Source organism: Alcaligenes sp. NLF5-7 (assembly GCF_024266725.1).
GTDB classification, from domain to species: domain Bacteria; phylum Pseudomonadota; class Gammaproteobacteria; order Burkholderiales; family Burkholderiaceae_B; genus Alcaligenes; species Alcaligenes phenolicus.
The window spans coordinates 1,330,309-1,342,742 of record NZ_CP100755.1 but is presented as its reverse complement, the minus strand read 5'-3'; the positions used below and the strand labels follow the sequence as shown (position 1 = coordinate 1,342,742).

Annotated in this window: 12 protein-coding genes; all 12 read left to right on the top strand. The window is 58.1% G+C overall.

Going from position 1 to position 12,434, the window contains the following annotated elements; genetic code table 11:
- The first annotated feature begins 74 nt into the window (after positions 1-74).
- Positions 75-632, top strand: a complete 558-nt coding sequence (locus tag MID00_RS06310; protein WP_009462720.1) for a methylated-DNA--[protein]-cysteine S-methyltransferase — start codon at positions 75-77, stop codon at positions 630-632.
- A 125-nt stretch (positions 633-757) separates the two neighbouring features.
- Positions 758-2,248 carry an aldehyde dehydrogenase gene (locus tag MID00_RS06305; protein ID WP_250756621.1) on the top strand — a complete coding sequence of 497 codons (1,491 nt, stop codon included), beginning with the start codon at positions 758-760 and terminating at the stop codon, positions 2,246-2,248.
- A 63-nt stretch (positions 2,249-2,311) separates the two neighbouring features.
- A complete protein-coding gene (locus tag MID00_RS06300; RefSeq protein ID WP_051316325.1) occupies positions 2,312-3,184 on the top strand; it encodes a transporter in 873 nt (290 codons plus the stop codon).
- 31 nt (positions 3,185-3,215) lie between these two features.
- Positions 3,216-4,388 carry an amine dehydrogenase large subunit gene (locus MID00_RS06295; RefSeq protein ID WP_083054306.1) on the top strand — a complete coding sequence of 391 codons (1,173 nt, stop codon included), beginning with the start codon at positions 3,216-3,218 and terminating at the stop codon, positions 4,386-4,388.
- A gap of 1 nt (position 4,389) precedes the next feature.
- A complete protein-coding gene (locus tag MID00_RS06290; RefSeq protein ID WP_009462709.1) occupies positions 4,390-4,932 on the top strand; it encodes a MauE/DoxX family redox-associated membrane protein in 543 nt (180 codons plus the stop codon).
- A gap of 9 nt (positions 4,933-4,941) precedes the next feature.
- A complete protein-coding gene (gene mauD / locus MID00_RS06285; protein WP_254500020.1) occupies positions 4,942-5,583 on the top strand; it encodes a methylamine dehydrogenase accessory protein MauD in 642 nt (213 codons plus the stop codon).
- Complete coding sequence (locus MID00_RS06280) at positions 5,567-6,115, top strand: methylamine dehydrogenase light chain (protein ID WP_137430807.1); 549 nt, start codon at positions 5,567-5,569, stop codon at positions 6,113-6,115. The genes mauD and MID00_RS06280 overlap by 17 nt, the downstream gene beginning before the upstream one ends.
- Positions 6,116-6,252: 137 nt before the next feature.
- The gene (locus tag MID00_RS06275; RefSeq protein ID WP_021447058.1) at positions 6,253-6,753 is read left to right on the top strand and encodes a hypothetical protein; all 501 of its coding nucleotides are present in this window, start codon (positions 6,253-6,255) and stop codon (positions 6,751-6,753) included.
- Positions 6,754-6,863: 110 nt separating this feature from the next.
- Entirely contained in the window at positions 6,864-7,820 is a 957-nt protein-coding gene (locus tag MID00_RS06270) for a helix-turn-helix domain-containing protein (protein WP_230940616.1), read from the top strand.
- A 115-nt stretch (positions 7,821-7,935) separates the two neighbouring features.
- Positions 7,936-8,739, top strand: coding sequence for a hypothetical protein (locus MID00_RS06265; protein WP_009462701.1), 804 nt, complete (start codon positions 7,936-7,938; stop codon positions 8,737-8,739).
- A 31-nt stretch (positions 8,740-8,770) separates the two neighbouring features.
- Positions 8,771-9,847, top strand: a complete 1,077-nt coding sequence (hemE, locus tag MID00_RS06260; protein WP_042488206.1) for a uroporphyrinogen decarboxylase — start codon at positions 8,771-8,773, stop codon at positions 9,845-9,847.
- Between the two features lie 285 nt (positions 9,848-10,132).
- Positions 10,133-12,226, top strand: coding sequence for a primosomal protein N' (locus MID00_RS06255; RefSeq protein ID WP_254500019.1), 2,094 nt, complete (start codon positions 10,133-10,135; stop codon positions 12,224-12,226).
- Positions 12,227-12,434: the final 208 nt, after the last annotated feature.

Sequence of the window (12,434 nt, the reverse complement as noted above, 5' to 3'; positions counted from 1 at the left end):
GTATTGCCGGAGTTTTTGAAGTGGCAGGAGCCGCGCAGTATGATCAGACATTCTGCCCTTGGATCGGGATTGCCATGTTTGCCTATGTCGGGCTGCGTACTGCCTGCTTTGATACGCCTTTAGGGGCGATGCGTCTGCTGGTGGACGCTCAAGGAGCCTTGCTGCGTCTGGACTTCGAGGAAGAGACCGTACATGGTCTGACACCCGAGCAACTGGCCGGGCTGATCCCGGAACCTGCTTTGGCCGAGCCCGTGCAGACTCAACTGGACGCGTATTTTGCCGGCAAGCTGCAGCAGTTTGATCTGCCTTTCAGCCTGCAAGGGACAGAGTTTCAGCAACAGGTCTGGCAGGCCTTGCTGACTATTCCCTATGGTCAGACCTGGACCTATGGCCAGATGGCCGAACATCTGGGCCGTCCCAAGGCGGTCCGTGCTGTGGGCCAGGCCTGCGGCCTCAATCCCATCAGCATTATCGTGCCGTGTCACCGCGTGCAAGGCGCCAATGGCATGTTGACCGGCTTTAGCTCCGGCTTGCATCGCAAAGCCAGCCTGCTGGACTTTGAACGCCGCGTGCATTTGACTGGCACGGGCGACATCCAGGCCAGCATGCCCGCCCAGCTGGATTTGTTCTAAAGCAGGACAGGGCTCACTCCGTACCCAAATCAACAAGCCTCCGTGCACAGAATCACAAGTCCGGGCTTGTCCTCGTCCCTATACTGGATTCGTTAAGAATCAACTATTCCGTGTGGAGACAGACTATGGGGCAGGACGTACAAGCCGAGCGCAAGGCGATTCGCGAACACATGATTATTGACGGCAAACCCGTCACTGAATCTCAAGGGCCCACGATTCCCGTCTACGATCCCGCAACGGGACAAGTGATTGCGCACCAGCCCGAGGCCGGTGCTCAAGGCGTGGATCTGGCCGTGCGTGCTGCGCGCCAGGCTCTGGAGCAGGGCGAATGGGCTCAGATGTTGCCCGCTCAGCGCGAGCGCCTCTTGTTGCGTTTGGCTGATTTGATTGAATCCCACGCGGATGAGCTGGCTCGTCTGGAAACCCTGAACAACGGCAAGCTGCTGTTCTTCTCCTACGGTCTGGAAGTGGCTGCCAGCGCACAATGGCTGCGTTACATGGCTGGCTGGGCCACCAAGATGAATGGCGAATTGCTCTCGCCTTCCATCGGCTTTCCTCCCGGCGTGAAATACCACGCTTATACCCGCCAGGAACCGGTTGGTGTGGTGGGCGCTATCGTGCCCTGGAACTTCCCGTTGCTGATGGCGGTGTGGAAGATTGCGCCTGCCATGGCCGCCGGTTGTACCGTGGTTCTGAAGCCTGCTGAAGAGACACCGCTGACTGCCATTCGTCTGGCCGAGCTGGCTCTGGAAGCTGGTTTCCCCGCCGGTGTGATCAACGTGATCACGGGTCGTGGCGAAAGCACAGGTGCGGCTTTGACGGCTCACCCTGGCGTGAACAAGATCTCCTTTACCGGCTCCACGGAAGTGGGCAAGTTGATCGGTCATCAGGCCGTCAATGACATGAAGCGCATGTCCCTGGAGCTGGGCGGCAAATCCCCCGTGGTCATCATGGACGATTGCGATGTGGACATGGCCATTCAAGGTGCGGCCAACGCCATCTTCTTTAACCAGGGCCAGGTATGTACTGCCGGCTCGCGTCTGTTCGTGCAAAAAGGCATTTACGAGCGCGTGGTGCAGGGCGTAGCCGATCTGGCTTCTTCCATGACTCTGGGATCGGGCTTTGAGCAGTCCACCCAGATTGCTCCGCTGATTTCCGCCCGTCATCAGCAGCGCGTGCAGAACTATATCGATGTGGGTCGCCAGCAAGGCGGTCGCATGTTGGCAGGCGAGGGTGCTCGCCCTGAGCAGGGCTACTTTGTACGCCCTACCGTGTTTGCCGACGTCGCTCCCGATGCCCGCATCATGCGTGAAGAAATCTTTGGTCCCGTGGTGGTTGCGACCCCGTTTGATACCGAGGCGCAGGCACTGCAGTTGGCCAACGATACAGACTTTGGCCTGGGTGCCAGCGTCTGGAGTCAGGATCTGGCCCGCGTCCAGCGTTTGACCACTGGTATCAAGGCCGGAACCGTGTGGGTCAACACCCACAACATGCTGGACCCCAGCATGCCCTTTGGTGGCTACAAGCAGTCCGGCCTGGGTCGGGAGCACGGGCGCGCTGCGGTAGAGGCTTACCTGGAGACCAAATCGGTCTGCATGGCCTACCCGGCAGCCTAGCTAGGGATAAAGGCGCGAACACAATAACGATACCGTTCGCGCCTCTTTGAGGAGACAACAATAATGTATGCAATTTTGCAGCGGACCGCTCTGGCCTTGGCCTTGAGCGGCGTCAGTGCCGGTGCCGCCCTTGCGGGCGACCCCAGTGCGCGGGACTGGATTCCTGCTCCGGTAGGGACCAATATCCTGGCCGTCTACATGATGGGCCTGAAGTCTCACGGTTTTTATGATCAGGGTTCACGAATTGGCGATAGCCCCAAGCTGAATGTGCAAGGCATGATTTACCGCCAGATGCACTTTCGCGAACTGGCCGGCAAGACGGTGCAGTACGAGCTGATCGTGCCCGGTTTTCGCAACACGCTGGATGTTCCAGGACAGGACCGCGATCGCATGACCGGTATTGGTGATGTGACTGCCGGTGCCGCCGTGTGGCTGCACAACGATCCGGAGAACCGTTTCTGGTTCGCGTGGGAGCCTTTCATTACGGCTCCTACAGGTCGTTACCACGGCTCGCAGGCCGATGTGTCTTCCGGCAAGAACCGCTGGAGCACCATCCAGGACTTTGCGATTGTGAAAGGCTTTGGGGAGTCTTCCTTTATTGAAGGTGTGGCGGAGTTCGAGTTCTTTGGCAACAACAAGAACTACTACGGCCAGACTCTGAAAAAAGACACGGCAATCCGCTTGATGGCCCTGGTTTCAACCAACCTGACTGAAAAGACTTATGTGGGTATGCGCTACCGCTACGAGACAGGTGGCCGTGAGCGGGTCAATGGCCAGACCACGGCGACGCGTGCACGTAACCACCAGTTGGCCGCCGAGATCACCCACCAGTTGACCGACGCTCACCAGGTGCAATTGCAGTACATCCATGATTTGAAAGTCGAGAATGGCCCGCGCATGCGCGGCCTGCAATTCCGTTATGCCTATGCGTTCTGACAGCGTGGACGCCCATGAGGAGAGACATCCAATGAAGTCTAAATTTAAATTAACGACCGCCGCCGCCATGTTGGGGCTGATGGTACTGGCCGGTGGCGCGCAGGCCCAGGACAAGCCGCGCGAAGTCCTGACAGGTGGTCACAGTGTGTCTGCCCCGCAGGAAAACCGTATCTATGTCATGGACTCGGTGTTCATGCACCTGACCGAAAGCCGTGTGCACGTTTATGACTACACCAACGGCAAGTTCCTGGGCATGGTACCCACCGCCTTCAACGGCCACGTGCAGGTGTCCAACGACGGCAAGAAAATCTACACCATGACCACCTATCACGAGCGCATTACGCGTGGAAAGCGCTCGGATGTAGTGGAAGTGTGGGATGCCGACAAGCTGACCTTCGAGAAGGAGATTTCCCTGCCACCCAAGCGTGTGCAAGGTCTGAACTATGACGGTCTGTTCCGTCAGACGACGGACGGCAAGTTCATCGTGCTGCAAAACGCCTCGCCAGCGACCTCGATCGGGATCGTGGACGTGGCCAAGGGCGACTATGTGGAAGACGTCACAGCTGCCGCCGGTTGCTGGAGCGTGATTCCCCAGCCCAATCGCCCCCGCAGCTTCATGACCATTTGTGGTGATGGTGGCCTGTTGACCATCAATCTGGGCGAAGACGGCAAGGTCGCCAGCCAGTCGCGCAGCAAGCAGATGTTCTCCGTGAAGGATGATCCGATCTTTATCGCTCCGGCTCTGGATAAGGACAAGGCTCACTTCGTGTCCTACTACGGCAATGTCTACAGTGCTGATTTCAGCGGTGACGAGGTCAAGGTAGATGGCCCCTGGTCCTTGCTGAACGACCAAGACAAGGCCAAGAACTGGGTGCCCGGTGGCTACAACCTGGTGGGTCTGCATCGCGCCAGCGGTCGCATGTATGTGTTCATGCATCCCGATGGCAAAGAGGGCACTCACAAGTTCCCCGCGGCCGAGATCTGGGTCATGGACACCAAGACCAAGCAGCGTGTAGCCCGCATTCCAGGGCGTGATGCCTTGTCCATGACCATTGATCAGCAACGCAATCTGATGCTGACCCTGGACGGTGGCAATGTGAACGTCTATGACATCAGCCAGCCTGAACCCAAGTTGCTGCGCACCATTGAAGGCGCCGCAGAAGCATCCTTGCAAGTTCAGTTCCACCCAGTTGGGGGTGTCTGATATGGACCCGGTCCTGACCTACGCCAGCCTGGCTTGCTTGGCCGTGCTGATGGGACTGGGGGCGCTGGATAAACTGCGTCACTTCAGCCTGTTCGAGGCAGCCGTTGGCGGTTATCGATTGTTGCCGGAAGTGTTGTTACGACCGTTCAGTGTGCTGTTTGTCGCTGCCGAGGCCTTGAGTGCGCCTTTGCTGCTGTGGCCAGCCAGCCGTTCGCTGGGGGCGGTTCTGGCCCTGTGCGTCCTGCTGGTCGCCACCAGTGGCATTGTGATGAACCTGCTGCGTGGCCGCCGCGATGTGGATTGCGGCTGCTCCGGGCTGGGGGAATCCTCCGGTGGTCTGTCCTGGTGGCTGGTGGCTCGCAATGCCTTGCTGGCTGCGCTGGCCGTGGCCAGCGGTGACTGGGCCATCAGCAGCGCCCGTGAACTGGTCTGGGTGGACGGTTTGACCTTCTTTGGTGCCACCTTGGCCTTGCTGGGCCTGTACTATGCGGCCAACCAGCTGATCGAATCCCATCTGAAATTCCAGAAAATGCAGAATTCTTAGGAGACCTAAATGACCGCTTTAATGATTTCCAACGTCATTTTATGGGTAATCGTACTGGCCCTGGTGCTGGTTGTACTTGCCCTGTCGCGCCAGATTGGCGTGTTGTATGAACGGGTTGCCCCCATGGGCGCCCTGACTATGGATAAAGGCCCGCAGGTGGGTGATGTCGCTCCCGTCATGGAATTGCAGGACCTGCGCGGTCGTGCCGTTACCGTGGGCGTGGCTGGCCCGCGTAGCCAGTTGATTTTCTTCATGTCGCCTACCTGCCCGGTGTGCAAGAAGCTCTTGCCGATTCTGAAGTCCATTCAGGGCTCGGAAGGTCAGTGGGTAGATATTGTGCTGGCCAGTGATGGCGAGATGCCCGAGCATCTGGCTTTCTACCAGAAAGCACAACTGGACGCCTTCCCTTACGTCCTGTCCACACAGCTGGGCATGGGCTTTCAGATCAGCAAACTGCCTTACGCCGTCCTGATCGACGAGAACGGTGTGGTGCGCGGCAAGGGTCTGGTCAATTCGCGTGAACAGCTGGAAAGCCTGTTTACCGCCAAAGACCTGGGCGTGGCCTCGGCGCAAGAATACTTGGCCGGTGACTCGGGCATGAAGCAAGTGCAGGTATCACGAAAGGAGAACGTCAATGCGTTGGCTGGATAAATTTGGGGAGAACCTCTCCCGTTCTGTGGCCCACAAGACTTCGCGTCGCAGCGTGCTGCGCTCGGTGGGCAAATTAATGGTCGGTTCGGCCTTTGTGTTGCCTGTATTGCCGGTGGCTCGCGCCGCCGGTGGTGGTGGCAGCAGCAGTGGTGCCGATCACATCAGTCTGAATCCCGATCTGGCGAATGAAGACGAAGTGAACTCCTGCGACTACTGGCGTCATTGTGCGGTGGACGGGTTCCTGTGCTCTTGCTGCGGTGGCACGACCACCACCTGCCCTCCGGGCTCGACGCCTTCGCCCATCTCGTGGATTGGCACTTGCCACAACCCGCATGATGGCAAGGACTACCTGATCAGCTACCACGACTGCTGCGGCAAGACCGCTTGCGGCCGCTGCCAGTGCAACACGCAGACCCGTGAGCGTCCTGGTTACGAGTTCTTCCTGCACAATGACGTGAACTGGTGCATGGCGAACGAGAACAGCACCTTCCATTGCACGACATCGGTACTGGTTGGCTTGGCTAAAAACTAAAAAAGCCCGTCGGGCTGCCAGTCATGCGGGAAGAACGGTCCTTGGGACGCCAGTTCTTTCCTGCATAGGCAGCCCCAGGGTTTGAACAAGGTGCCGGGCGGCCAGGATGGCGTTCGGTCACTTAAGGAGGCATCACTGTGTGGACATCTTTGCGCCTGGCCTGTTTGGGCGCCGTACTCCTGGCGTTTACGCCTTGGGCCCATGCCCAAGAAGAGATGGCCGGAACGGGCGATTACCTGCAAAGTTCGCAGGCTTTCAAAGACTATATGCTGCAATGCGCAGGTTGCCATCGCTACGATGGCCAGGGCCTGACGCATCGGGGCATCCCCAATTTCAACCAGTCCATTGGCTTGTTTACACGCCTGCCAGCTGGACGGGACTATATGATTCGAGTGCCCGGTGCCTCGCAGTCGCAACTGGATAATGCCGATCTGGCTCGTGTGCTGAACTGGATTGTGGCCAAGTTCAGCCCGGAAGAAATGACACCCGATTACCGACCCTTTACCTCGGCCGAGGTAGGGGCATCGCGCCGGCATCGTTTTGATGATGTACTCAAGGCGCGTACGGAGCTAACCGTCAAGATGAACAGTATGGGTCTGGAGCCTGCGCCCTACCTGTACGGCTCCATGGATCGCTGATACAGCGGGTTAACGACCGTAGACGCTTGAATTTTTTAGGGCTATAAGAAAGGGGGCATATTCTGCCCCTTACCCCGATCAATTGCGTTGGCCGAAAGGGCACTCAGGCAATGTCTATGTTATTGCGCACTCCCTCTGCTTCTTTCAAGAGCCTGGCTGCTTGGCAGGAAGTGGTGTGCGCGTACTTTGTGCCCTTGGAAGTTCAGCCGGATTCTCGCCGTGGTTTCTCCAACCGGGCGGCAACCGATCGCATGGGTTCGGTCGATGTCATGGAACTGTGTACCAGCGCGCAGCGCGTGCGTCGTACCCAGGCCTTGGCCAGCCGATCCGAGCAGGCGCTGTACAAGGTCACCTTGCAGATCAGTGGCAGCAGTCAGATTCAGCAGGATAATCGCAGTGGCATCTTGCACGCCGGGGAGTGGGGCATTTATGACACCACCCGCCCTTACGAAGTGGCCGTGCAGGATCAATCCCATTTTCTGGTCTTGCAGTTCGAGGAAGAGCGTTTGCTGCCTTGGTTGCCCTGGCTAAGCGATGCGGTGGCCCGCTCGTTCTCCGCCACGACAGGTCCGGCCCGAATTGCCATGGATATGCTGCGTTTGGGTTTGCAGGAGCGCGGGCACTTGTCGCCCTCGGCCTTGAGCGAACTGTCCCAGACCGTGATTCGCATGATGGCTCTGAGCCTGGCCGATGGTCGCCCGGTGACGACCGAGTCCGCCCTGGACGAAGTGCGGCGCGGGCAGCTGCTGCAAATTCAGCAATACGTGCAGGATCATCTGGGTGATACCGGTTTGAATGCCCAGTCCCTGGCGCTGCAGTTTCGCATTTCACGCCGTTATCTCTACAAGCTGTTCGAGCTGTGCGGGCAAGCGCCTGCCGACTACATCATGGCCGCCCGCCTGGAGCGCGCCTGTCAATTGTTGGTGGACGGCAAACCCGGTCGGCAGATCAGTGAGCTGGCCTGGCAAATGGGCTTTTCCGACGCGGCCGTGTTCAGCCACGCCTTCCGGCGACGCTATGGCGTATCGCCCAGCGAATGGCGTCGCAGCCGTATTTGCGGCGATTAAGTACAGCTACGTAGACGCAACTCCGACTTATCGCAGACGGGTCGGATTTCTATCCTAGAGGCTCATGATTATGGGGCGGCCGGTGTGGTTCGCCCGGCTTCTCAAGGACAGTCTTATGCGTCTACACCTCGATTGTGCGTTGCTGCACACCCAGCCATCGTGGGCTCAGAATTTACAGGCCATCGTCCCGCCTTGCGAGCGCTTGCAGCTGCATGTTCTGCAGGCGCCACCACCGCCCCATCCCGATCAGGAGTATTTGTTTTTGCGCAGCGCATCGGCCTTGCTGCTACGTTTTGATGCCTGTCTGATTCCCATCGAAGCGGCCACCCTGATTCACGTGCGTCGAGCCTTGTCGGTGGCCCAAGGTCATTTGCCAGTGCCGGTCTTTGGTTTGCTGCGGGGTGCCATCAAGGCCGCGGCCCTGACAGACCTGCTGGAACTGGGTCTGGCAGACTACGTGCGCGAGCCTTTATGCCTGGACGATTTGCGCGCCCGCATCAATCGTCAGCGTTTACAGACCTCTTCCCACGCTTTGAATGAACCGGGGCTGTCGGGTCGGATACACTATAGGGTGCAGGAAAACCAGGATCTGGTCCTGCACCCCGGCCCAACGGAGCAGCGCCTGTCGCAAACGATCTTGCAACAGGAGGGGACAACGCTGGAAGCCTATGCCGCTGCGGTAGCCTCGCGCTACGCCAGCAGCCAGGAATCTTTCAAAGTTGCCAAGGGACGGATAGTGGCCCGCTTCGAGCAGGCTTATATCCACGCCGCCCTTGATCGCCATAGCGGCAATATCGCCATGGCGGCCCGCTCCGCGCAAAAGCACCGGCGTGCTTTCTGGGCACTGATGCGCAAACACCATATCGATGCAGCACGCTTTCGATCCGCGTCAAACCCAGACGACGAACACGATGGTTAAAATTAACAGGCATTTTTCAATAGGGATTGCCGTGTCTTTACCTCAATTAAAAAACGATGTTTTCCTGCGCTCGCTGTTGCGCGAACCTGTGCCTTACACCCCCATCTGGCTGATGCGTCAGGCCGGGCGTTATTTGCCTGAATACAATGCCACCCGTGCCCAGGCTGGCTCCTTCATGCAATTGGCTCAGAATCCCGAATTTGCGTGCGAAGTAACCTTGCAGCCCTTGCGTCGTTTCGATCTGGATGCCGCCATTCTGTTCTCGGACATCCTGACCGTGCCACACGCCATGGGCCTGGGTCTGGATTTCGTCGCTGGTGAAGGCCCGCGTTTTGCCCGTCCTGTACGCAACGAAGCCGACGTCATGGCGCTGGAAGCGCCGGACATGTCCAAGCTGCAATACGTGTTTGATGCCGTATCCCTGATCCGCAAGGAACTGGACGGCAAAGTACCGCTGATCGGCTTTGCCGGCAGCCCCTGGACCATTGCCTGCTACATGGTGGAAGGCCAGGGCTCGGACGACTACCGTCTGGTGAAAAGCATGATGTATCAGCGTCCGGACCTGATGCACCGCATGCTGGAAATCAATGCCCAAACCACCTGCGACTACCTGAACAATCAGATCCGTGCTGGTGCACAGGCTGTGATGCTGTTCGACAGCTGGGGTGGTGTGTTGTCCGACTCCCTGTTCCAGGAATTCTCCCTGGCCTACACCCGTAAAGTGGTTGATGGCCTGATTCGCGAGCATGACGGCAAGCGCGTCCCTGCCATCGTCTTTACCAAGGGCGGCGGCATGTGGCTGGAAGATATTGCTGGCTGTGGCGCTGATGCCATGGGTGTGGACTGGACGGTGAACCTGTCCCGTGCGCGCGCTCGTATTGGTGACAAACTAGCCTTGCAAGGCAATCTGGACCCCATGACCATGTTCGGTGGCGAAGAAGCCATCCGCCGTGAAGCCCGCCGCGTTATTGACGACTTTGGCCCTGTGGGTCAGGGCGGTCACGTGTTCAACTTCGGTCACGGTATTTCGCGTTTCACAGACCCGGAAGCCGTGGGCATTCTGGTCGACGAAGTGCACTCCTACAGCCGTCGACACCACAGCGTTTGATAGTCTTTGCGCACGGGCTGTCGCAGCTTGTGCGCAAAGTTATGCACACAGACAGAGCTGGGTTTGAGGTCTTTATATTTAAGGTTTAATTTCAATACCCAGTTTTAATTAGTTGATTTCTCTGCGTTTTATCCTTATTTCAGAGATATTGAAAATTAAATTGTATCTGTGCTTGCTTCTTTGTATTTTTTGTTCATGTCATTTTCCCCAAAGTTATCCACAGGTCGCTAAGCTCTTGACTTATCAGGCTTTCAGCCAGGCCAGCCCTTTTTTGAACCACCATCCATGACCGCCACTCCTGACGCTATTTCTGCATCGGCAAGCACCGGACCTTTCTGGCTGCATGTGGCTTTGGACGTTCCCCTGGATGGGGTGTTTGATTATCAGCACCACGAACCCGTCCTGATCGGACAGCGGGTCATTGTGCATTTTGGGCGGCGGCAGATGATAGGCGTGGTGGTGGCTTTGCCGGAGCAACCTTCCTACCCGCCCGAGCAGGTCAAAGCGATTGATCAGCTGCTGGATGACTTGCCGCCTTTCCCGCAGGACTGGTTGCGGATGGCGCGCTTTGCGTCTACCTATTACCACCGTCCGCTGGGCGAGGTCATGATGCCGTCCTTGCCAGGGCCGTTGCGCAAACCCTCTGCCTATCTGGGCAAGCGTTCCGCTGGTGGGCCGGTATTGCGCATGGCCAAGCGCAAGGAAAAGAAGGTGGAGCCGGTGGACAGCGACGTCCTGCCCGTGCTCAATGCCGAGCAGCAGGCTGCGGTAGATGGCATTGTGGCGGCCAAACCCGGAAGCTGCCTATTGCTGCATGGCGTAACGGGTAGCGGGAAAACCGAAGTCTATATGCGGGTGCTGGAACAAGTGCTGGCCGCTGGTCGGCAAGTCCTGTTCATGGTGCCCGAAATCAATCTGACGCCTCAGTTCGAGCAGGTCCTGCGTGCCCGCTTGGCGCGCGTCCTGCCCGGCGATGTGCTGGCTGTCTTGCATAGTGGTCTGTCCGAAGGTGAAAGGCTGCGCTCCTGGTTGCGCGTCAACAGTGGTCAGGCGCGCATTTTGTTGGGAACACGGCTGTCCATCTTCACGCCCATGCCCGAGCTGGGCCTGATTATTGTGGACGAGGAGCACGACGCTTCTTACAAACAGCAAGATGGCTTGCGTTACTCCGCTCGGGATCTGGCTGTGTGGCGTGGCTACGATCTGAAAGTGCCAGTGGTGCTGGGTTCAGCCACCCCTTCGCTGGAAAGCTGGAATCATGCCCGACAAGGGCGCTATAGCCTGTTGAGCCTGCCCAAGCGTGCGCGAGAGGTTTCCTTGCCCCGAGTGCGTCTGGTCGATACCCGCCATTTGCGCCTGGAGTCGGGCTTTTCTCCCCAACTGCTGGATGCGCTGGAAGCATGTCTGGAGCGCGGCGAGCAATCGCTGGTTTTCATTAACCGGCGTGGCTACGCGCCTGTGCTGCATTGCGCCTCTTGCGGCTGGCTGTCTCAATGTCCGCGTTGCACGGTGTACACCGTGCTGCACCGGCAAAATGGCTTCAAGCACAATTTGCAGTGCCACCATTGCGGTTATCAGGCCCCCGTGCCGCGTGCTTGCCCGGATTGCGGCGATCAGGACTTGCAGCCTATGGGGCGTGGCACTCAACGTATTGAAGAGTTTCTGGGCGAGCGTTTTCCTAATGCCCGCCTGGTGCGTATCGACGCGGACAGTACCCGCTTGAAGGGCAGCGCGCAGCAATTGTTCGAGCAGGTGCATGCGGGCGAAGTGGACATCATGGTGGGCACCCAGATGGTGGCCAAAGGTCATGACTTCACCCGCTTGAGCGTCGTCGGTGTGCTCAATGCCGATGCTACCTTGTTCGCCCATGATTTCCGCGCGCCCGAGCGTCTGTTTGCTCAACTGATGCAGGTAGCAGGCCGGGCCGGTCGCCATACCGAAGGGGCGGATGTCATCATCCAGACGGGCTACCCGGAGCAGGCCGTTTATCAAAGCCTGATCAAGCACGATTACATAGGCTTTGCTCAAAGCGCCTTGAACGAGCGCGAGTCCGTGGGCTTGCCGCCTTTTGCCTATCAGGTGCTTCTGTCTGCCGAAGCGCCGCAATTGGCAGATGCCATTCGCTTGTTGACCCAGGCACGTCGTTTGCCTGAAGAATATCCGAATGAATTTCCGGGCGCGGATCAGGTTTTCCTGTACGATCCCGTGCCCTTACGTGTTTTGCGCGTTGCCAAAGTGGAGCGTGCCCAGTTGCTGTTGGAAAGCGCCCATCGTCCGGCCTTGCAAGCCTTTGTGCGCTATTGGGGGCCACAGGTCGCGCAGTTGGCCAAGCAGTATAAAGTGCGCATTACGATTGAGGTTGATCCTCTCGAAATTTAAGACTCTCCAGGCTCATGTATATGCAGGACGGTAGGAGCATCTTCAGTACATCAGGGTGTATCCTTGTGCGCTATGCAGCTATGAGCCAATAGCCATGAAGCTGTGGAGCGATGGCTGTAGGGTGATGATTGCTCTGCCGTTGCCATGCCGCTGTACCTCGCTGCTGCTGTGTCTCTGTGTCAGCCTTTCGCTTGTCATCAAACCGTAC

Coding starts and splice junctions, on each gene's coding strand:
- MID00_RS06310 (WP_009462720.1), top strand. CDS start 75: ATGTTTGCCTATGTCGGGCTGCGTACTGCCTGCTTTGATACGCCTTTA.
- MID00_RS06305 (WP_250756621.1), top strand. CDS start 758: ATGGGGCAGGACGTACAAGCCGAGCGCAAGGCGATTCGCGAACACATG.
- MID00_RS06300 (WP_051316325.1), top strand. CDS start 2,312: ATGTATGCAATTTTGCAGCGGACCGCTCTGGCCTTGGCCTTGAGCGGC.
- MID00_RS06295 (WP_083054306.1), top strand. CDS start 3,216: ATGAAGTCTAAATTTAAATTAACGACCGCCGCCGCCATGTTGGGGCTG.
- MID00_RS06290 (WP_009462709.1), top strand. CDS start 4,390: ATGGACCCGGTCCTGACCTACGCCAGCCTGGCTTGCTTGGCCGTGCTG.
- mauD (WP_254500020.1), top strand. CDS start 4,942: ATGACCGCTTTAATGATTTCCAACGTCATTTTATGGGTAATCGTACTG.
- MID00_RS06280 (WP_137430807.1), top strand. CDS start 5,567: ATGCGTTGGCTGGATAAATTTGGGGAGAACCTCTCCCGTTCTGTGGCC.
- MID00_RS06270 (WP_230940616.1), top strand. CDS start 6,864: ATGTCTATGTTATTGCGCACTCCCTCTGCTTCTTTCAAGAGCCTGGCT.
- MID00_RS06265 (WP_009462701.1), top strand. CDS start 7,936: ATGCGTCTACACCTCGATTGTGCGTTGCTGCACACCCAGCCATCGTGG.
- MID00_RS06255 (WP_254500019.1), top strand. CDS start 10,133: ATGACCGCCACTCCTGACGCTATTTCTGCATCGGCAAGCACCGGACCT.